We start from the raw sequence: 20,240 nt of genomic DNA on the forward strand, positions 1-20,240 counted from the left end.
CGAGTCGGTGTCCAGGCGATGTCGAAGCCCCGCCGCACCACGTCCTTTCGTCCCGGTCCGCGGCGTGCTTTCGTCGTCAGGGAGCGGCCGCCGGACCGGGAGACCGCCGGGCCGGAACGTCGAAGAACGACCAAGAGCGACGAGGGAGGACAGCCGTGCTGTTCGAGGTATGGGCGCCGGACGCCGGGCGGGTCGCCCTCCAGTGGGCCGGCGACCGGTCCGGCGAGCCGCCGGTCCCCCTGGAGCGCGACCCCGACCGGCCCACCTGGTGGCGCGCGGAGGCGACCGCCCGCGACGGCGACCGCTACGCCTTCCGGCTCGACGGCGGCCCACCCCGGCCCGACCCGCGCGCCGCCCGGCTGCCGGACGGCCCCGGCGGCCCCGGTGCGGTCGTCGAGCACGCCCGGTTCCCCTGGCGGCACCCCTGGCCCGGCCGCCCCCTCCCCGGCGCCGTCCTCTACGAACTGCACATCGGCACCTTCACCCCCGAGGGCACCTTCGACGCCGCCGCGGCCCGCCTCGGCCACCTCGCCGACCTGGGCATCACCCATGTCTCCCTGATGCCGGTGTGCCCGTTCCCCGGCCGGCACGGCTGGGGCTACGACGGGATCGCCCCCTGGGCGGTGCACGAACCGTACGGCGGTCCCGACGGGCTGAAGCGGTTCGTGGACGCCGCGCACGGCCACGGGCTCGGCGTCGTCCTCGACGTCGTCCACAACCACCTCGGCCCGTCCGGCAACCATCTGCCGGAGTTCGGCCCGTACTTCACCGACACCCATCACACGCCCTGGGGAGCGGCCGTCAACCTCGACGCCCCCGGTTCCGACGAGGTCCGCGACTACCTCATCGGGAGCGCCCTCGGGTGGCTGCGGCACTACCGGATCGACGGACTCCGCCTGGACGCCGTGCACGCCCTCCACGACGACCGCGCCCAGCACTTCCTGGCCGAACTCTCCGCCACCGTGGACGCCCTCGCCGCCCAACTGCGCCGCCCGCTCTTCCTCATCGCCGAATCCGACCGCAACGACCCGCGCACCACCACCCCCCGGGCGAGCGGCGGCCTGGGCCTGCACGGCCAGTGGAACGACGACTTCCACCACGCCCTGCACACCGCGCTGACCGGCGAATCCCACGGCTACTACGCCGACTTCGCCCGCGCCCCGCTCACCGCCCTCGCCAAGACCCTCACCGCCGGCTTCTTCCACGACGGCACCCATTCCAGCTTCCGCGGCCGCCGCCACGGCGCCCCCCTCGACCTGCGGACGACCCCACCGCACCGCCTCCTCGCCTACGCCCAGACCCACGACCAGATCGGCAACCGCGCCCACGGCGACCGCCTCACCGCCACCCTCTCCCCCGGCCTGCTGGCCTGCGCCGCCGCGCTGGTGCTCTGCTCCCCCTTCACCCCGATGCTCTTCATGGGCGAGGAGTGGGGCGCCCGCACCCCCTGGCAGTACTTCACCGACCACCCGGACCCGGAGCTGGCGGAGGCGGTACGGGCCGGCCGGCGGCGGGAGTTCGCCGCCCAGGAGGGCGCCGCCGCCGCGCCCGATACCCACCTCGGCGCCGACTGGCCCGACCCACAGGACCCGGCCACCCGCGACCGCTGCGTCCTGAACTGGACCGAACCGACCACCGAACCGCACGCCGCCCTGCTGTCCTGGCACCGCACCCTGCTCAGCCTGCGCCGCACCCACCCGGCCCTGACCGACCCCGACCCGTCCCACACCCACGTCACCCACGTCACCCACGTCACCCACGTCGCCCACGACGAGGACGCCCGCTGGCTCCTGCTCCGCCGGGGGCCGCTCCACCTGGCCGTCAATCTCGCGCCGCCCGGCACGATCGCCGCCATTCCGGTCGCCTCGCCTGACGCGACCGGCATGACCGGCACGACCGGCACGACCGGCTTCCGCGCGCTGGCTGGGTGGCCGGGTCCCTGTCTCCCAGAGGGTGATGGGGTGCTGCGGGTGGGTGGGGAGTCGGCGGTGGTGGTTGAGGCGGTTGGGGTGGGGGCTGGGGTGGAGAGAGGGGCGGGGTAGGGGTGGAGGTGGGGGATGTTCCCTAGGGGGTGTGTTCGCCCCCTGCGAGTCCTCAACACCGTTGCAGGGCAAGGAAATTCCCCCTGAATCACAATCCATGAATTCAGAGAAAGAGAATCCCCCACGCATGATCTCGCTGAGCGATCCCAAGGTGGCGCGGGTCCCGGTCCGGGACTGCGGTGAGCCCCTCGCCGAGGTCGCCGCGCTCGCGCCCGTGACGCTGGATCCGCGGGAGCGGGACGCGACCGGGGCGTACGGGCGGGCGCGGACCGGTGTCTGCGCCCGCCTGCGGACGGCCGCGGCCGCGCTGCCGGAGGGCGTCGGCCTCCTCGTCATCGAGGGCCACCGCAGCGGCGCCGAGCAGGCCAGGCGGTTCGCCCGTTACGAGGACCGCGTGCGCGCCGCGGGCCACACCGACCCCGCGGAAGTCCGGCGCCGGGCCGCCGCGTTCGTCTCACCGGTCGAGGTGGCCCCGCACTGCGCGGGGGCCGCCCTGGACCTGACGCTCGTGGACGCCCGGGGCGTCGAGCTGGACATGGGCTGCCCGGTCAACGGACACCGCACGGGCGCCGAGCGGCTCTGCCCACTCCACGCCCCGGGCCTCTCGGACACCGCACAGCGGAACCGCGCCCTCCTGGCCCGGGCCCTGACCGACGCCGGATTCGTCAACTACCCGAGCGAGTGGTGGCATTGGTCGTACGGCGACCGCTACTGGGCACTGCTCACCGGCGCAGCGGCGGCGGTCTACGGACCGGTCTGAGGGTCGAGGGGAGAAGCCCCGGCCCCGGCAGCCGCGCGGAGCCCCGCTATCGCGCGAACTCCTTGGTCAACGTCGCGCAGAACGCGTCCAAGTCCCCGGGCTTGCGGCTGGTGACGAGGGTGTTGGGGCCCTTGGTGCAGACGACGACCTGTCGGTCGACCCACTCGCCGCCGGCGTTGCGGATGTCGGTGCGCAGGCTGGGCCAGGAGGTGAGGGTGCGGCCGCGGACCACGTCGGCCTCGATGAGGATCCAGGGGGCGTGGCAGATGGCCGCGACCGGTTTGCCGGCCGTGAAGAAGGACGCGATGAGGGAGACGACGCCCTTGTCGAGGCGGAGCGCGTCGGGGTTGGCCACGCCGCCCGGGAGGACCAGGCCGTCGAAGTCCGTGATGGACGTGGCGTCCACGGTCAGGTCGACGGGGAAGGTGTCGGCCTTGTCGAGGTGGTGGAACGCCTGGATGCGGCCCGACCTGGTGGAGATCAGTGTGGGGGTGCCGCCCGCGGCGTCGACCGCCCGCCAGGGCTCGGTCAGCTCGGACTGCTCGACGCCCGCGGGGGCCACCAGAAAAGCCACCTGCATGGGGTGCTCCACCTGCATGGGGTGCTCACTTCCCTTCGCCGGCCGGTCGCCCGCCCACCCATCGGTCGCGAAAACGCCGATCGGCCGGCGGGGTCTCCCCCTACCGACCGACCATAACGGGATGAACGGGGCCGCTCATCCGCTGGTGCGCCGCGGATGAGCAGCCGCCCCGTCCGTCAGGCGCGGGAGGCCCCGGCGGCCGCCGCCTCCTCCGCGTCGGCTCCCTCCAGCTCGCGCTCGCTCTCCGCGATCGCGGCCTCCTCGGCCGCCAGGTCGAGGTGGCGGCTGAGCAGGTAGTACAGGCCGCCGCCGACCAGCAGGCCGGGGACGAAGGAGAGGTCCGCGCCGCCCAGCGCCTTGGCGACCGGACCGCTGTAGAAGGACGTGGCGAAGAACGGGATCATGGCGACGAAGCCCGCCACGTAGGCGGCGATACCGCGCCAGGACCAGCGGCCGTAGATGCCGGACGGGTCGAAGATCGCGGTGACCGCGTAGTGGCCGCGCCGGACCCAGTAGAAGTCGACCAGGTTGACCGCCGTCCACGGGATCAGGAAGTAGAGCATCATCAGCACGAAGGTGTTGAAGCTCTCCAAGTAGTTCTCCGGGAGCAGCATCGCCACGGTGAAGACGATCAGGCCGATGGCCACGATGCCGGCGATCCGGATCCGGACGGTCGGCTTGACCTTCCGGAAGGCGTCGACCGCGCTGGTGGTGGTGAGCATGGCGCCGTAGGCGTTGACGGCCATGATGCCGACCAGGGCGACGGACGAGACGAGGACGGCGAAGGTGCCGAAGCCGGGGAGGATCGCGTTGCCGACCTGGCGGATGCCGCTGATCGCGTCGGGGTGCGGCAGCGCCGAGGCGAGCAGGGCGCCCAGCGACATCAGCCAGGCCGCGGAGCCGGCGGCGCCCGCGTAGGTCCACCAGATGACCTTGCGCGCGGAGACGTCGCGGGGCAGGTAGCGGGAGTAGTCCGAGACGTAGACGGCGTAGCTGATCTGGTAGCCGGCCGCGGCGGAGAAGACGACCAGGAACGACGTCCAGGAGCTGTGTGCGGCGTGCCCGGCGGCGGCCGCGGAGTGCGGGTCGAGCTGGATCAGCGCGCCGACGGTCAGCACGCCGAAGACCGCGATCAGGACGTAGGTGAGCCAGCGTTGGACGAGGTGGAGCAGGTCGTGGCCGACGACGGCGAGCACGAGGGCGACGCCGATGATCAGCACGTACCAGAGGGTGGTGCCGCCGGGGAAGACGGTGCGCAGGCCCTGGGCGGCCAGCACGACGTTGAAGACGTTGAAGCCGACGTAGACGAAGACCACCGCGGCGAACGGGACGATCGCGCCGCGGATGCCGAACTGGGCGCGCGACTGGATCATCTGCGGCAGGCCCATCCGGGGCCCCTGGTTGGCGTGGAAGGCCATGAAGAAGGTGCCGAAGCAGGCGCCGAGGACGACCGCGGCGACGGAGGCGGGCAGGCTCAGGCCGAGGGCCGGGCCGAGGAAGCCGGTGACCATCGTGGTGAGCACGAAGTTGCCGGTGAACCAGAAGGGGCCCTGGTGCCACACCTTCCCGTGCCGTTCGCGGACGGGGACGTAGTCGATGGAGCGGACCTCGATCACGCGGGAGCCTCGCCCCTCGCTCGTGCCTTCCATGGGTGCCGTGGGATCCATGGGTTACTCCTCGGGCGTGGCGACGGAAAGTGCGGGGAGACCGCGGGCGGCCGCCGGGGGGCGGCGCATTCCGCGGTGGTGTGAAACTAGGCGCCGCGCCGCCAGGACTCGATCGCCCGATCGTCCATTCAATAGATATGTGGTGGACACTATGTCTATGCCTCTGCGTATCTCGGATCTGCTGGACCAGCCCGGCCTCCATCTGGCGCTCGCCTACGACGTGCCGCCGGAGCTGCTGTCCCGCACCATCGAGGCTGCCACCGTCTCGGACCTGCTGGTCCCGGGGAAGTGGTTGCAGGGCGGCGAGCTGCTGATGACGATCGGGCTGCTGCTGCCGATGGAACCGGCGGCCTGCCGGGCCTACGTACGGGACGCGGCCGAGGGCGGAGCGGCCTGCCTGGCGCTCGGGCTGGGGCAGGGGCTGCCGTACCAGGCGGCGCCGGAGCCGCTGGTCACGGCGGCGCGGGAGGCGGGGCTGCCGCTGCTGACGGTGCCCGACGAGGTGCCGTTCATCGCGGTCACCAAGGCGGTCTTCGACGCCCGGGCCGCCGAGCAACGGGAGGTGCTGCACCGGGCGTTCGCCACCCAGCGGCGGCTGACCGCGGCCGCGGCGACCAGCGACGGGCTCCAGCCGATGCTGGAGGAGTGGACGGCGGCCACCGGGATCGGCGCCACCGTCCTCGACCCCCTGGGGCGGCAGCTGGCGACCGCCGGCCAGGAACCGCGTACGCCCCTCGACCAGGCCCGCGACCTGGTCGAACGGGTCGCGGCGCGGGGACTGCGGGGCAGTGCGACCAGTACCGCCGGCGGCCGGCAGCTGGAGGTGCAGCCGCTCGGCGCGCGCCGGCTGCGCGGTCTGCTGCTGCTCACCGGCCGCCCCGACGACGCCGCCCGGTCCGTCGTCCCCGGGCTGGTCTCGCTGCTCTCGCTGGAGCTGGAGCGGCGCCATCTGCGCGACGAGCCGGAGCGCCGGCGGCGGTCGGCGTTGCTGTCGGAACTGCTGGCGAGCGAGGAGCTGACCGCCGATCGGGCCCGCGACATGCTGGCCTCGGTGGGGCTGTCCGCGGAGCGGGTGCGGGCGGTCGTGGTCGAGGCGGCGCCCGCGACAGGACCGCGGGGACCGGGCGGCGCGCCCTCACCGGCCGGACTGTCCGAGAGCGCGGCCCAGGAGATGGCGGCCGATCTGGCACTGGCGATGCCCGGCGGACTGGTGCGGGTGACCGGCGGGCCGGGTTCCGTGCCGGTACCGGTGATCGAGGCGGTGGTCGGCGAGGAGCTGGACATCCATGCGCTGCTCGGCCGGTTCGCGCCGCACTGCCCGGCGGGCATCGGCCCGGCCACCGCGCCGGAGTCGGTCCGGGTGTCGCTGCGGCAGGCGAGCGGACTGCTGGCCGTCAGCCGGACCGGCGGCGCGCCCGCCGAGGCCCGGCAGAGCGAGGCCGCCCGGCTGCTGCTGGAGCTGGGCGACCGCCGCACCCTGCACGGCTACGCCGACACCGTGCTCGGCCCGCTGGACCTGGTCGCAGGCGGCGAGGAGCTGATCGCCACCCTCACCGCCTGGCTGGAGACCGGCGGCGCCTGGGACGCCACCAGCCGCCGGCTCGGCGTCCACCGGCACACCGTGCGCAACCGCCTGGACAAGGCGATGGACCTCACCGGACGCCACCTCGACGACCCCGACGACCGCTTCGACCTGTGGCTGGCCACCCGCATCCGACGCGGCGGGGCGCCCGCCCCCGGCACGAGGTGACCGCCGGGCGGCCCTCCGGAACGCCCCCTCCCGCCGGCCGTCACACACGACGCCCCCACGGCACACCCCCTTGATCCCTTAAGGCGCTTCACTCTCCCTCCCTCACCGTCTTTACTGCTGAGGTGACCTACGAGATCCGCACCTTCGCCCCGGGCGCCGACCGCGCCACCGCCGCGCCGGCTCCCGCCTCCCGCGAGGGCCGCCTGGTGGCCGTCAGCGATCTGCACGTCCGGTACGACGAGAACCGCGAGATCGTCGAGCAGCTGCGGCCGCAGTCCGACGACGACTGGCTGCTGGTCGCCGGGGACGTCGGCGAGTACACCGAGGACATCCGCTGGGCCCTCGGCCTGCTGAGCAGCCGGTTCGCCAAGGTGGTGTGGGCGCCCGGCAACCACGAGCTGTGGACCCCGGCCAAGGACCCGGTCCAGCTGCGCGGCGTGGCCCGCTACGAGCATCTGGTGGACATCTGCCGGGAGTTGGGCGTCATCACCCCCGAGGACCCCTATCCCGTCTGGGAGGGCGAGGGCGGCCCGGTGGCGATCGCGCCGCTCTTCGTCCTCTACGACTACTCCTTCCGCATGCCGGGCATGGGCTCCAAGGAGCAGGCGCTGAAGACCGCCGAGGAGGCGGGGATCGTCTGCACCGACGAGTACTTCCTCCACCCCGACCCCTATCCGTCCCGCGAGGCGTGGTGCCGGGCCCGGGTCGTGGAGACCGAGGCCCGGCTCGCGGCCCTCCCCGAGGACCTGCCGACCGTGCTGATCAACCACTGGCCGCTGGTCCGCGAGCCCACCCGGCCGCTGTGGTACCCGGAGTTCGCCCTGTGGTGCGGGACGGAGGCCACCGCCGACTGGCCCCGCCGCTTCCGCGCCACCACCGTGGTCTACGGCCACCTGCACATCCCCCGGCTGATCCTGTGGGACGGAGTGCCGCACCAGGAGGTGTCGCTCGGCTACCCTCGCGAATGGCGGCGCCGCGCCGGTGCCCCCGGCCGCCCGGTCCAGATCCTGCCCGTCGCGACCACCGGAGTCCCCGCGTGATCGAGAAGCTGCTCACCGCCCCGATAGCGACCGCCGAATCCTTCGCCGACGACCCGGTCGAGGAGATGTTCCCCGAGGAGTTCGCGCTGGTCGCCGGCGCGGTGGACAAACGGCGGCGGGAGTTCGGCACGGTCCGCAACTGCGCCCGCCGCGCGCTGGCCACCTTCGGCATCGACCCCTCCCCTCTACTCCCCGGGCCCGGCCGCGCCCCCCGCTGGCCCGACGGCATCGTCGGCACCATGACCCACTGCACCGGCTACCGCGGCGCCGCGGTGGCCCGGGCGACGGACATCCGCTCCCTGGGCCTGGACGCGGAACCCCACGCCCCCCTCGAAGACCCCGGCGTCATGGACCTCATCACCCTCCCCGAAGAGCGCACACACCTCGCCCAACTCGCCGCACACCAGCCGGACATCAACTGGGACCGCCTGATCTTCAGCGCCAAGGAAAGCGTCTACAAGACCTGGTACCCCCTCACCGGCCGCTGGCTGGGCTTCGAAGAGGCCCACCTCACCCTCGACCCCACCAACTCCACCTTCACCGCCCGCCTCCTCGTACCGGGCCCAGTCATCGACGGCCACCGCCTCGACACCTTCACCGGCCGCTGGCTCATCGACGGGGGACTGGTCCTGACGACGGTGACGGTCCCGGCACCGTCGTAACGGGCGACCTCCCCCCTCACCCACCACCGCAGGGCGGGGGCGCCGAGCGGCGCCCTGTCCTGCGATCATCGCTGCTCCCCCGCCTCGTCCGAAGTCGATCGCAGCAAGGCCGAGTTGATGCAGTAGCTCTGGCCCGTAGGCGTCGGGTAGCCGTCGCCCTCGAAGTCGTAGCCGAGGCGGGAGCCGCACTCGGCACAGCGGACCTCGGTCCGGAACATGCCATGGCGGCGGCCCTCCGGGGGCCCGACAGCAATGCTGTCCTTGCGGTAGCAGAAAAACGGCCAGCCTCCGGCGGCCAGTCGGAGCCACCCTCGAGCCAGTACCGAGCCACCAACGAACCACTGCCGAACCGCCTTCTCCACCAGCCGACGGGAGGCTGGGCCGAGTTCCCGCAGCCCCCATCCTTCGGTGGGGCGCTGGCACTACCGCCCCCTCACCGATCTGACCGACCAACCCCCGCACAGTCCTCGCCCTGCTATCGGCAACCCCGCCCACCGAGCCGCGTTCCAGTGGCTCGCAGCGCCGCTGAGCTGCGCATTTACCACACACAGCGCGAAGAAGTCCTGGGATTCGACCTCTGCGCTTGAGCCAAGCGCGGCGCGGGAGCCGAGGGGATACTGCTCCCACCTACCGAAGTCCTGTCGGTGTTCACAACCTGGGCCAACGCGGCAAATTTCAGCGACAGTCAGACAGCACGGCCAGTCAGTGGGTCACCACGGCTTGCACCTCGCCTACCACCAGCCGCCGTTCGACCGACATCATCAGCCCTGGCACCACTCCGGACCGCCCGCCTCCTTCCCACTCCACATCCCAGAACACCTGCGCCCTCACCGGGAATGCCTTTCCCGACACTGACGTCGATGCCCGCTGATACGTGTAACCGCAGTCCGGCGACGACGCTTTGGGGCTGAACCTGTTCGAGTAGGGCGTCCCTGGACCTCGGCACACCACCGTGCCACCCTCACCCATCGACCACACCACTCTCTGTGGCCGGGCCGTCGCCGTCACCTCCACGCCGCCCACCGCCGCTGATGCCGTCACCGGACCCCACGTCCGGCGTTCCACCCACATCCACGTCGGCACATGCACCACCTGGCCCACGTCCTCCTGCGGACTCGTATGAATCACCGGCTGCGGCAACTTCAGCCGAGCCACGGCCTGCTGAGCCACAACCTTCGCCGGAACACCCTGTTGGGCGTCCGCCTCGGGATCGTCCGGCGCCCCACCGTCGGCGCGCGGGAGCATCCCCTTACCTGCGTTCACCAGACCCAACGTGGCCAGACTGTGCCCCCAGCCAGGCGCCGCGTCGTCTGCGGGAGAAGGCGGCGTTCCCTCACCGCCCAGTTCGGCGTGCCCTCCGAGATTCTGTTGAGCAGGCTCTTTCACTCCCGAGCTGTCCGAGTGCCTCGTGACGCTCTTCGCCTTTACGTCACAGGAACCTGGGGCACAGGAGACGTCGGCGTACTGCAAGCCACCTGTTCCGTCCGCCCAACCTGGAGTAGCAATTGCTGTAGCGAGAAGCGTCAGAAAGCCCGCGGTAGCGCAACCGATCGGGACGCGGGCCCCGCTCAGCACGAGCCGGTCGCGTGCATGTAGAAGTTCGAGACCTTCCAGACCCCGCCGGCGCGCCGCACTGTCGCGTCGGTCTTAAGATGTCCTCCCGGAACGTTGTTCTTCAATTCGCCGTTCCGCTTGTACAGCAGCCAATTGCTGTCGTCCACACAGTCCACCAGCACGACTTCCTGGCCGGACGCAGACACCACGTGGGGGTCCACCCGGGGCGTCCCTTTACTGACCACGCCCTCCTGCTTGGACTTCCTCAGCCCATGCTTCATCAACTCCAAGGCGCCCCCGTTGGCATGGACCGCCAACAGCGGCGAGTCCGCATCGGACGTCAACGATGCGCGGGTCAGGTCCCGCCACATGGCTCGGTAGGCATCGAGTGCTTCGGTCTGCCCCGCCCCCGGTGTATGAGACGTCGTGACCTCACCGGACAGCTTGGGCAACGGCCGAGCATCGGGTACGTCCTGCGAGCAACCCGATGCCAGGAGCCCAGCGACCGTCATACTCACACCTACAAACAGCACATGGGCTCGCCACCCCGTCTTCATACCCCCACCTCCTGATACCTGGATCCGGCTCGATTCCCCTTCCTCCTACCTGACGATGCACCGAATTAACGGCCCTTCGCCGACGAAGACGGAGCGTTTCGCTCGGACGAGCGATGGAGATACCAGGCTGCGGCTTGCAGATTCCTGGACAGCGGCGGCGTTCAGCTTCCCGGAATCACCATCCAGGCCACCTTCGATCGCCCACCGTATTCCGAGGCGAACCCCCACGCCCCGCAGGTGAGCTGGTGAACGATGCGGAGCCCCCTCCCCCTCTCCGACAAGAGCTCGAGCAACGCATCCAGACCACCTCCACACCTCCCAGGAGCCACCTTGAGCGGGTTCATCTGCCGAAATGCGGGGACCACCGGGATCCGGGGATCCATGTCCGCCACCTCGCAGATCAGCCGAGGCCCCCTCATGAACCTCAGTCGCATTTCGTACGGACCTGGCGCGTGTTCGATGGCATTGGCTACCAACTCGGAGGCCGCCAAAACAGCGTCGTCGAGCCCCTCGCCGGTGAAGCCGAGTTGGTCCAAGGCGCACTCCAGGGAGATACGGGCGCGCGACACAGCGTTGGGCGTCGCCTCAGTCCAGCACCACAGCACACGAACGAAGTCGGCCCCAGAGTGCCGCATCGGGCTCACCGCCGACTCCCCCGGGCGACACGCCGGCCCCGGGAAACTCGACGGTGCCGCCCGCGGCCAGGACGTACGCACATGCTCGCGTCCACGAGCACCGCAGGACCCGTATGCGCGAACAACAGCGTCAGAAAAGTGGCGACGAAAAGGAAAGGTGGCATGCGGAAGACCTCCACGGCGATCGCGGCTGGAACGCGACCACCGAACCTCGACTCTCACGAAGAGCGGAAGCCACTGAGCAAGAGGTCTTTTGTTGTTTTGTGGGGGTCAGCCGCAAACGATCCCATAGCGGACGATCATTGGCACTGATGGGCCGTGAAAGCAGCCAAAGAAAGAGCGCCGACGCTTCCCCAACACGTCGCTACCCGCCTCTAACCAGGAGAGAAGAGTGATCTCAGGAAGTCACCACGAGCAATACCGACTACATCAGCTGGGGCATCAACCGCGGCTCCGAATGGCGTTGTGCGGGAAGCGGCCCAGGGGGACGCTTCCTGCACGCCGACCGCCAGGGCCGGCCGCTCGTGGGTTTGCGGCCGTGGACAGCGCCTCCGCTTCACTGCGTTGCCGCAGTGCCATCCCATTCGTGCCTGAGGATGGCGTGGACGACGGAGTCGCGCCACGCGCCGGCCTTTTGGACGTGGCCTCGAATCCGTCCTTCCTCGATCATGCCGGCCTTCAACATCGTCCTCGCCGATGCTTCGTTCAGCGGTGAGCGGGCGCCCCAGACTCGGTGCAGACGCAGGTCCTCGAAGCCGAGAGCGAGGAGGAGCCGGACGGTTTCGAGTCCGTAGCCGGCTCCCCAGGCGTCCGGCCGGAGCGCAAATCCGCAGGTCGCTGCCTCTTGTTGGTGCGGGTCCAGAGCAAGTCTGCTGTAGCCCATCAGGTTTCCGGTCTCCTGCTTGATCACGGCGAGGGCGTATTCGCTACGTGGAGCCTCCGCCGCGGAGGCGATGGACCTCGCAATGATCTGTCCTACCTGGATGCGGTTGCGCGGCTCGAAGGACAGATGCTCGGTTGCCTCATGGCTCCCGTAGATCTCCAGGATGGCGTCCACGTCGTCAATGACGAATTCGCGGAGTTCCAGGCGCTCGCTGCGACGGCTGACCGGATACATGGCCGTGGACTCTACCGGCAGTCGCTAACGCGGGAGTGCGGGTCGGCTTGTCTCGTACATGGAGATCTCCGTACGCAGTTCCGTCGACAGGGGTGTTCCGCGCACCGGCTCGTGCCCGAGGGCGTCTTGGACGCGCCGGGCGGAGACGACGATGCCGTTGTTGCGAAGGTTTGGGGCGAGGTCCAGCACCGGACGGATGGCCTCGGCTGCTCCGTCCAACTTGCCGGCTCGGAGGCGTACGAGTGCCAGGTTGCACTGGGCTCCGGCAAGGTCGCCGAACGCCCAGGCCGGGTCATCGCGGTTGCTGAATCCCGTGACGGCCCGCTCTGCCAGTGTGACGAGCCGTTCGTCGCCGTTGCCGAGGAGGACCTCGGACTCGACGTGGTAGTAGAGCTGCTTGTTCTCCGGGTAGGTCAACAGTCCGCCGATCGCGTCCAGGTCATCGGGTTCCACTCGCTCACGAAGGTTCTCGGCCTTCTGGTTCGCCTGGCGCACCGTGTCGGCATCACCGAGCAGGGCAGCGGCCCGCGCCTCGAGGCCGGGCATCCACACTGAGACTGTGCCGCGAAGACGCGTGCACTCGGCAGCCCCCGTGCGGGCGTAGTGCAGGGCATCCTCGGGCTTGTTGGCCCAGTAGGCGATGAGGGACTTGAGTCCGTCGACCAGAGCGATGAGTCCCTTGTGTTCGGACTGCCGGGCGCAGAAGCCGGCGGCCCGGGCCTGGGCCATGGCTGTCTTGGACTCGCCCATGTCGTGGCTGCCCTTGGCCATGAGGAAGGAGAGCACGGTGGCCATGAAGTGCAGATCACGTGACTGAGATGGCCGTACTCGACCGGTTTCCAGGAGGCGGAACGCCTGGTCCTGAGCCCTGGCCAGGTCGTCCCAGACCCTTGCCAGGGGTACCCGAGGATATTCCTCGACGATCCGCTGCACTTCGTCGCTGAGGTATCCCAGCGTCTCCTCCCCTACTTGTTCCCGTTCCGCTCCCAAGGCGAATTCCATTGCGCGTCGTGCGGCCATCGCACCTGTTCTCCTCATCTCGTGCAGGCTCGTGCCGGGAGTTTCGGCACCAGGATCAGTGAGTGACGTGCCGAACAGGGGGCCCGCAGTCTCCGGGGCGGCCCCGGCTGGGATCTCGCTCCACAGCCTGTCGATGCTGTATCCGAACATGTGGACCAGGACCCTGCGCGGGTCCCGCTGGGGCCGACGCTGCCCGTAGTACCACGCCTCGAACGTGGTTTTTGCGGGTTCGAGCGTCGCCAGAGAGGGGTTCCCCTCGAATTTCGCGAGTTCGCGAGCGGCCTTCTTGAAATGCGGCAAGAAGGCTTCACGGTCGCGCCACTCTCGCTCGTCGAGCAGATACCGGAGCAGCGTCCGCATGGTGCTCCTCTCACGTCGTACGTTCAGCACGTCCCTACCGCCGACAGTAAGCCGGCTTCGGCAAGAACTTTCCCTCCTCGAAGGCGAGTTAGCGGCTTGGGGGAACTCCGGGGTCGAGCCGAGGTCCGACGTCAGCTTTGGGAGAGACTCCGAGGCTGAAGTGGGGGTATCTCTGCCGGTTGCTGCTTGTCAGGCTCATAGGGCCCTTACTGAGGGTGCTGATCGGATCACGCTCACGGACCAAGGAGCCCAGTGATGCCGCCGTCCATGCCCGCTGCCGATGCGGCCACCTGCAGGGTGATCGGCCTCTGCGCCCTTCCCCCGGCGGTCGGTGTTCGTACCGGAATAGGCGCCGTGCCGGGCCTTGAGACCGCTCCGGTTCCGGTGCCGCCCGGACAGGTGCTCCACCGCATGCGCTGGAGCAGCGGAGCCACACCGGCAGCAGCGCATCGGGCGCGCGTAACGGCTCGCGAGACACTCATCCGATGGGGGCTGGCGGCGGTGGCGGCCGACGTGGAACTCCTGGTCGCGGAACTGGCCAGCAATGCTGTCCGGCATGCGACGGGCCCCTTCACGGTCGTTCTCACCCAGCGGGTAGAAAGTCTGCTCCTGGAGGTGCGTGATACCTCCAAGACGATGCCGGTCCTCCGCGCGTGGGGCGACGAGAGCGAGCACGGTCGCGGGCTGTGGCTGGTGACCGGCATCGCCGATATGTGTGGCTGCTGGTGGTCAGCAGGCGGCAAAACGGTGTGGTGCCGTCTCAGGTTGCCAGTGGAGGTGGCGGGACCGACGGCCGAGGAACCCGTACGTCATCGTTCTGAGTCGATGACGCGCGCTGCATCGCAGCTTGACGACGGCGATCGTCCAGCACCTGGCGATCTGAAGCACCGCGAAGAGAAGTTGTCCCAGCAGGTGCGGAAGCACCTCGCCTTGCTACGTGGAGAAGTCCCCAAGTGAAGAGCGTCATCTATCGGTTCCGTGAATTCCGGATCATGCCGAACTCCCGACCGGAAGCCGAACCATGGACGTTCGCCATGGAGTGCACGGAGTGCGGAAAGTCCAGCGACCAGCAGACGGGACACGCTCCGAGCCTGGGGTGGGTCACGGAGCACCTGAAGACCAACCCGGACCACCTCGACTACCGCGAGCGCATTACCCGGCCGTACCGCGCCGTGCCGGGAGCGTGGCAGTGAACTACCTCCCGATGACTCCATGGCCGGAAGTACCTCAGCCAGTCCCCGGCTGCGACCGCTGCCGCACCCTCCATCAAGAGCGCAGCGCGGCAATTCGCCGTAACGACAGGAGCGGTGAAAGTGACTGCAACGTCCTGTTGCGCCACCACCGAGCTGAGGATCATTCGTGACCGGTTTGCCAACGCGTCTGTGTCGTCTGCTCCTTCACGTCGTGGGCCGAACGGACGAAAGCTGGTTCCTCTTTTACCAGCGCCTGTTGCGCCTCCTCGTCGAGGACCTATGCATCGCAAACGCCATGTACAAACTGGGCGCCATGGGGAGCTCCGTGGGAAAGCTTGTCAGTTCAGCTTCCGCTCCGCGGCTGCATGCGCGGGTGCTGCAGACAGCCCGGGTAGGTCCGGGCATGACGGTGTGGTTCCGCAGCCTCTCCCGCACAATCTCCTTCGTCCCCGAGGAGGGCCACCTACGCAGCGACAGACTCATCGTCTTTGACTTCGTCACCATGCAGAGGGGCCACGATCATGCGCCCCGTGTTGTGCGCCTGGCCGGCCACGACGTGCGGTTGGTTGTCGGCAAGGGTCAACCTGCCGATGCAGGTGCGCTGACGGAGGCATGCACCGGCCCTCGGCACAAGCAGCGGGTCGATCTGTGGCCCGGCAGTATCGAGGCGCGCCGGCTGAAGGTCCGGCTCGGCGGAATCGAGCAGCACATCCAGCAGCGCCTCGGTTGGGACGCACTTGCCGCTCAGATCCAGGTGCATCAGCTCGCTCGGCATTGCCAGTATCTGCTGGCCAGGCACACAGCGAAGGCTCGGCGATGACAGCAACCACACACCCGCCGCTGGCCTTCGTCTACGACCGGTGCGCCAGCCGCTCCCGCCGCCAACTCCATATGCGACTGGAGGGATGCCGCCACTACGCCGATCGCCTCGGCTGGGTCGTTGCCGGCTGCTGGCTCGACCTCGGCGACCACGCACTGAGCACACATCGCCCCCAATTGGACACCATGCTGGCCACCATGCGAACCGAAGCAGACCACCGCGAAGTGGTCTGCCTGGTGCACACCTGGGAGCGGCTGACAACCGACACCACGCACCGTCAACTGCTCCAACGCCGCATCGCAGAGACCGGCGCTTGGGCGGCCACGACGTTCGGCGAATCGGCTGGCCTACAGGCAGTGCAGTTCCGATCGGAAGCCAACCGTGACTCCTCGTCAACGACGCAACCTCACCACCGCCTCCGCCGGTAGAACAGCCAGCTCGTTTCACCGGAGAACGAAGCTCAGCTGCTGATGTGCCGTGCGGCCGTCCAGGTGGACGGGACGCATGGGCTTGGCGATGACGGGCAAGCAACGAACTGCAGCAGCCACCACGATCTGACAGCCATTGAGTATGCATACTCACGTACGAGCGCCGACTTGGCTGTTACCTTCACACCCGCGCGTGATACCAGCAAGCACGCGGTTTGGCAGGGGGCGAAGTGACGTTCGAGGAAGAGTGGGCCGAGCTCAAGAAGGAGACGTCGGTCCGCATGAACCTGACCGGCGCCGGTGGGGAGGGGCCGAGTCCCGGAGGCGGAAAAGGCGATCTTCTCTCGCCTCGCCAGGTATGGAATCAGGGTTCCCAAGCCGTCGGGTCGGTGCATGTGAACCTCAAAGCTGCGTTGAGGGCCCTGGAGACCAAGCAGGACGGGGTCGTGAGTGGCGGCAACGGGCTCGCCGGCCTGCGAAGCGCCTCATCACAGCTCAGCGTCTATCGGTCATGGCAACAACGCCTCGACCTGGTGAGCCGTGAATGCGAGGAGCTCAAAGGTAAGCTCCAGAAGTCCGGTGACGCCTTTTACAAAACCGATGAGGCCATCAAGGATGCCTTCCAAGAGCAGAAGTCCATGCCCAGGAACGGAGTGACCATCCGCAACTCCTCTCAAGGCAGAGGTGAGTCCTGATGGTGAGTCTCTCCCAACTGCGGAACCTGAATCCCTCAGAATTCGAAGAAGCCGCAGAGGGCTGGCACAGGGTCAGCAGTTCTGCAAGCGAGGCGAAAGACCGAGTGGAAAAGGAGATCATAACAAGGTTGCGGCATGGCCTGGAGGGCGTGGGGCGCGATGCCGCGGTGGAGCGGCTGCAGCGACTGAGTCGCAACTTCCACTACGTTCAGGTAGAGAGCGGATTGATCCGCACGGCATTGAACGGGCTGGCTTCTGAGCTTCGCGCCGCGAAAAGGAAGCTGGAAGACGCCATAGCGGACGCCGAAGCGGAGAAGTTCACCGTTAGGCCAGATGGCTCGGTTCACTGGGTATCCCAGCCAGAGTTGGCACCACTCAATCCTGAACAGAGCACAACGGCAGACGGCCCGAGAGTGGTTCTCAACACAGACTCACAACGAGTAAAGGCCCAAGGCTATGCCGACAGAATCGTCGCTGCAATCACGGATGCCAACGAGGCCGACATCCATTATTCACAGACGCTCGACCGGCTCAAGGCGAACAACAATCTCAATGTGACCGACTCGGACTGGGCAGACGCTCAGAGCGATATGAGGGCGCTGCGAAAGTCTGCGGGGAATTACCTGCAGAGTAGCCACATTCCAAAGGATAAATCTCCGGCGGAGAATGCAAAATGGTGGAAGGGCCTCTCTGCGGACGAGAGAGCCGACTATATCGCACTATTCCCGGCGAGCATCGGCGCTTTGGACGGTATTCCCTCCGAAGTTCGCGACGAGGCCAACCGCGCCGTCTTCACGGAGACACGGGCCGCGTACCAGACGCGGCTCGATGCGATGCCGCCGGAACCCTGGCCCAAGTGGGTATCCGCCGGTGGGCCTTACGCGAGCATGGTGCAGAGTGACGAGTGGATGGCTTGGAACAACAAGTACCACGCCGAAGAGGTGCGGGCGGCCCTAAAGGGCATGAATGCCATCCAGAATCGACTCGACGCCACCGCCAAAAGCGATCTCCCAGAAGCCTACTTTTTGGGCTTCAGCCCAGAGGGGACCGGGCGCGCGGTCATTGCCAACGGCGATCCCGATAAGGCTGACCACACCGCTGTTTACGTACCGGGAACCACTTCGAACCTCAGCGGGATCGAAGGCGACATCAAGCGTATGACCAATCTCTGGCGAGCTACGAAGCCGATGGCCGGCGATCAGCAAGTCTCAACTATCACATGGCTCGGTTACGACGCACCTCAGAAGTTGGGCAGGGATTCGCCTCAGAGCCATTTCGCAAACGATGGCGCACCGGCATTCAATAGTTTTATCGACGGACTCAGGACCTCACACGATCCAGAACCCAGCAATCACCTCACTACGATCGGCCACTCTTACGGCACCACTCTCATCGGCTCTGCGGCACGCCAAGGCGAACTGCACGCCGATGACGTCGTGTTCGCGGGAAGTCCTGGTGTCCAAGTCGGAAGAGCTACAGACTTGGACGTTCCGCAAGGGCATGTGTGGAACGAGGAAGCCGATGGTGATCCTGTGCCAGATATCGGACGGTGGGGTCATGGCGGCAGTCAATGGAAATACAAAGGCGGCACCTTCATCATCCCCAGCGATGATCTCTTTGGAGCCAATCAGATGAGTACCGACACGACAGGGCACAGCAACTACTGGACGTACGAAACCAAGCACCCCTCTGAGAGCCTCCAGAACCAGGCAGCTGTTGTTCTCGGCCAGTACGAGGAAGTCAAGCGTGCAAAATAGTCATTCTCCAGCCCGAATCAACTGCGCGAGGCAATCCTTCGTCGCACTAGCCATCGCAGTAATCGCCACATTGACCGGGTGCTCAGACATGAAAGAATCCAATAATAGCCCTACCAGCGCGCCGAAAATCCGAGATATTTCGGCCGCAAAAGAAGAGACGGAAAGAATTTCCAGCGAAATCCTTTCCGTCATCAACCTTCAAGGGAAGACCAATCAGCCCGGCCCGGGTGTTGCCGTGTGCGGAGAGAAGGATCCAGGAAAATTCTACTCGATCCACCATCCCTGGTCCCTGGTAGATGTTCCAGTCGAGGACATGAAGAAAGCCATGGAACGCCTCAATGAGAACCTCCCGAAGAAGGGATGGAGCATCACTAGCTACGGCCCAGACACAAGCCCCAGCAAGACTCTTGAGCTGACCGCCGACTCTCCCGATAAGAAGTTCGCTGTCAGCATCCGACTACTCGACAGGACCAAGCGCCCCAAACCTGGATCCCCTAATGCGCTAATTTACGTGGACCTAGTCTCGGAATGCTTTCAAGTGCCCGCAGGAAAAACTGTAGACGAGTATTGATCGTGAAATGTCAGCAGTCGGCCACGGTCGTGCATGCATAAGGTTGTAGAGGCGGAAAGGTCACGAGTTGACGGGGGAACACAATGCCGACTGAGCGCCCCACGCCTACAGATCTTTGCGGCGGACGACCAACACGACGATTCGCTGCGCTGGAGAAAACTCTGTGGGGTGGACTTCCGCTGAGCGGTGTCCACCCCACAGTCAGGGCCCAGACCAGCGATCGGGCCGTCCACGGCGGCTACTGGAAGAAGCTCGCCGCCTTGCGGTCCGTCGTCCGGTAGTCGGCACTGCCCGCGCGGATCTTGGCGGACACCTCGTGCAGCGTGCTCTGGATGTGGCTCGCGCGAGTGTTCCACTGCCGCTCCGCGGCCTGGAACGCCTGGTGTGCCTCGCCCTCCCAGGACTCGGAGACGCGCTTGACCGCGCCCCAGATCTTGTCCAGTTCGGCCTGCAGTTCCTTTGCGGCCCGCTCGATGTCGGCGGCGGTCTGCTCCAGAGCGCCGTAGGTAACCCGAAGGTTCTGGTCGCCGGCCATGCTCTCCCCCACTTCTCGGAGTTGTTGCTCGGTGGTCGTGATGTGCCCGCCGGGGAGTCGACGCCCCGACCTTGCGGCAGCGTCTAGTAGTTGCTGATGCCGCTGGCGGCGCCGGGGTCCAGGTGTCCGCCGGCCGCGCCGCCGTTGACGTCGATGCTCCGGAAGCTGGACAGCACCTCAGAGTCGTTGGCGTCGCTGGTGACGCTGGTGCGAGCGACGGCTTCGTTGATGCCGTCGAGCATCCGGCGCAGCGCGGCGTGGTCCTCGTTGAGCGCGTTCTGTGCCTGCCGGAAGGCACTCGCGCCCTGGCCGGTCCACGCGGTCTCGACCGCCGCGATGGCGTTCACCAACGTGCGCAGCTGCGCCGACATCGACTGGCTGCCGCTCTGGATCTCGCTCTTGAGCTTCTCGATCTCCGCATAAGTAAGCGCGGTGTTCCCTGCCATGGTCCACCTTCCCCCATGAGTAAGTTATGAAGTCGAGCGATTGTTCAGTTC

22 protein-coding genes are annotated in these 20,240 nt (G+C 67.8%); 12 read left to right on the forward strand and 10 right to left on the reverse strand.

Annotated features, from left to right (window positions below; genetic code table 11):
* Positions 1–155: 155 nt before the first annotated feature.
* A complete protein-coding gene (treZ, locus tag ACIQE0_RS25770; RefSeq protein ID WP_402336430.1) occupies positions 156–2,042 on the forward strand; it encodes a malto-oligosyltrehalose trehalohydrolase in 1,887 nt (628 codons plus the stop codon).
* Positions 2,043–2,169: 127 nt separating this feature from the next.
* Entirely contained in the window at positions 2,170–2,802 is a 633-nt protein-coding gene (locus ACIQE0_RS25775; RefSeq protein WP_402336433.1) for a M15 family metallopeptidase, read from the forward strand.
* 46 nt (positions 2,803–2,848) lie between these two features.
* Here ACIQE0_RS25775 and ACIQE0_RS25780 read toward each other — a convergent pair whose 3' ends face one another.
* Together ACIQE0_RS25780 and ACIQE0_RS25785 are read right to left on the reverse strand one after the other, a co-directional pair.
* Positions 2,849–3,382, reverse strand: coding sequence for a type 1 glutamine amidotransferase domain-containing protein (locus ACIQE0_RS25780; protein ID WP_402336436.1), 534 nt, complete (start codon positions 3,380–3,382; stop codon positions 2,849–2,851).
* 176 nt (positions 3,383–3,558) lie between these two features.
* Positions 3,559–5,049, reverse strand: a complete 1,491-nt coding sequence (locus tag ACIQE0_RS25785; RefSeq protein WP_402336439.1) for a purine-cytosine permease family protein — start codon at positions 5,047–5,049, stop codon at positions 3,559–3,561.
* Between the two features lie 157 nt (positions 5,050–5,206).
* Here ACIQE0_RS25785 and ACIQE0_RS25790 point away from each other — a divergent pair, with 157 nt between their 5' ends.
* The 3 genes from ACIQE0_RS25790 (at position 5,207) to ACIQE0_RS25800 (ending at position 8,501) form a co-directional block, all read left to right on the forward strand.
* Positions 5,207–6,799, forward strand: coding sequence for a PucR family transcriptional regulator (locus tag ACIQE0_RS25790; RefSeq protein WP_402336442.1), 1,593 nt, complete (start codon positions 5,207–5,209; stop codon positions 6,797–6,799).
* Positions 6,800–6,921: 122 nt separating this feature from the next.
* Positions 6,922–7,839, forward strand: a complete 918-nt coding sequence (locus ACIQE0_RS25795; protein ID WP_402336445.1) for a metallophosphoesterase family protein — start codon at positions 6,922–6,924, stop codon at positions 7,837–7,839.
* Positions 7,836–8,501, forward strand: coding sequence for a 4'-phosphopantetheinyl transferase (locus ACIQE0_RS25800; RefSeq protein WP_402336448.1), 666 nt, complete (start codon positions 7,836–7,838; stop codon positions 8,499–8,501). The genes ACIQE0_RS25795 and ACIQE0_RS25800 overlap by 4 nt, the downstream gene beginning before the upstream one ends.
* A 65-nt stretch (positions 8,502–8,566) precedes the next feature.
* On the opposite strand, the gene ACIQE0_RS25805 is transcribed toward ACIQE0_RS25800, so the two are convergent.
* From ACIQE0_RS25805 to ACIQE0_RS25830, 6 genes are all read right to left on the reverse strand, one after another.
* Positions 8,567–8,863 (reverse strand): peptide-methionine (R)-S-oxide reductase, encoded by a 297-nt coding sequence (locus ACIQE0_RS25805; RefSeq protein WP_402336451.1) that lies wholly within the window; start codon positions 8,861–8,863, stop codon positions 8,567–8,569.
* A 340-nt stretch (positions 8,864–9,203) separates the two neighbouring features.
* A complete protein-coding gene (locus tag ACIQE0_RS25810; protein ID WP_402336454.1) occupies positions 9,204–9,971 on the reverse strand; it encodes a hypothetical protein in 768 nt (255 codons plus the stop codon).
* A 98-nt stretch (positions 9,972–10,069) separates the two neighbouring features.
* Positions 10,070–10,507: a hypothetical protein gene (locus tag ACIQE0_RS25815; protein ID WP_366331437.1), complete on the reverse strand. Its 438-nt coding sequence runs from the start codon at positions 10,505–10,507 to the stop codon at positions 10,070–10,072.
* Between the two features lie 266 nt (positions 10,508–10,773).
* Positions 10,774–11,247, reverse strand: a complete 474-nt coding sequence (locus tag ACIQE0_RS25820) for an ATP-binding protein (RefSeq protein WP_402336532.1) — start codon at positions 11,245–11,247, stop codon at positions 10,774–10,776.
* A 556-nt stretch (positions 11,248–11,803) separates the two neighbouring features.
* Positions 11,804–12,364 carry a GNAT family protein gene (locus ACIQE0_RS25825; protein ID WP_366331436.1) on the reverse strand — a complete coding sequence of 187 codons (561 nt, stop codon included), beginning with the start codon at positions 12,362–12,364 and terminating at the stop codon, positions 11,804–11,806.
* Positions 12,365–12,388: 24 nt separating this feature from the next.
* Positions 12,389–13,744: a hypothetical protein gene (locus ACIQE0_RS25830; RefSeq protein WP_366339379.1), complete on the reverse strand. Its 1,356-nt coding sequence runs from the start codon at positions 13,742–13,744 to the stop codon at positions 12,389–12,391.
* A 255-nt stretch (positions 13,745–13,999) separates the two neighbouring features.
* On the opposite strand from ACIQE0_RS25830, the gene ACIQE0_RS25835 reads away from it, so the two are divergent.
* From ACIQE0_RS25835 to ACIQE0_RS25865, 7 genes are all read left to right on the forward strand, one after another.
* Positions 14,000–14,701 carry an ATP-binding protein gene (locus ACIQE0_RS25835; RefSeq protein WP_402336458.1) on the forward strand — a complete coding sequence of 234 codons (702 nt, stop codon included), beginning with the start codon at positions 14,000–14,002 and terminating at the stop codon, positions 14,699–14,701.
* Entirely contained in the window at positions 14,698–14,937 is a 240-nt protein-coding gene (locus ACIQE0_RS25840; protein ID WP_402336461.1) for a hypothetical protein, read from the forward strand. The genes ACIQE0_RS25835 and ACIQE0_RS25840 overlap by 4 nt, the downstream gene beginning before the upstream one ends.
* A gap of 166 nt (positions 14,938–15,103) precedes the next feature.
* Positions 15,104–15,757 (forward strand): hypothetical protein, encoded by a 654-nt coding sequence (locus ACIQE0_RS25845; protein ID WP_402336464.1) that lies wholly within the window; start codon positions 15,104–15,106, stop codon positions 15,755–15,757.
* The gene (locus ACIQE0_RS25850) at positions 15,754–16,185 is read left to right on the forward strand and encodes a recombinase family protein (RefSeq protein ID WP_402336466.1); all 432 of its coding nucleotides are present in this window, start codon (positions 15,754–15,756) and stop codon (positions 16,183–16,185) included. The genes ACIQE0_RS25845 and ACIQE0_RS25850 overlap by 4 nt, the downstream gene beginning before the upstream one ends.
* A 230-nt stretch (positions 16,186–16,415) precedes the next feature.
* Positions 16,416–16,880: a hypothetical protein gene (locus ACIQE0_RS25855; RefSeq protein WP_402336469.1), complete on the forward strand. Its 465-nt coding sequence runs from the start codon at positions 16,416–16,418 to the stop codon at positions 16,878–16,880.
* Positions 16,880–18,637, forward strand: a complete 1,758-nt coding sequence (locus ACIQE0_RS25860; protein ID WP_402336471.1) for an alpha/beta hydrolase — start codon at positions 16,880–16,882, stop codon at positions 18,635–18,637. The genes ACIQE0_RS25855 and ACIQE0_RS25860 overlap by 1 nt, the downstream gene beginning before the upstream one ends.
* A gap of 88 nt (positions 18,638–18,725) precedes the next feature.
* Positions 18,726–19,208, forward strand: a complete 483-nt coding sequence (locus tag ACIQE0_RS25865) for a hypothetical protein (RefSeq protein WP_402336474.1) — start codon at positions 18,726–18,728, stop codon at positions 19,206–19,208.
* 238 nt (positions 19,209–19,446) lie between these two features.
* Here the strand turns inward: ACIQE0_RS25865 and ACIQE0_RS25870 are convergent, their stop codons facing one another.
* Both ACIQE0_RS25870 and ACIQE0_RS25875 read right to left on the reverse strand, forming a co-directional pair.
* On the reverse strand, positions 19,447–19,743 hold the full coding sequence (locus ACIQE0_RS25870; protein WP_402336476.1) for a WXG100 family type VII secretion target: 297 nt from the start codon (positions 19,741–19,743) through the stop codon (positions 19,447–19,449).
* Positions 19,744–19,826: 83 nt separating this feature from the next.
* Entirely contained in the window at positions 19,827–20,189 is a 363-nt protein-coding gene (locus tag ACIQE0_RS25875) for a WXG100 family type VII secretion target (RefSeq protein ID WP_366339361.1), read from the reverse strand.
* Between the last annotated feature and the right edge of the window lie 51 nt (positions 20,190–20,240).

This window comes from Streptomyces sp. NPDC093097 (genome assembly GCF_044754325.1).
Taxonomy (GTDB): Bacteria; Actinomycetota; Actinomycetes; order Streptomycetales; family Streptomycetaceae; genus Streptomyces.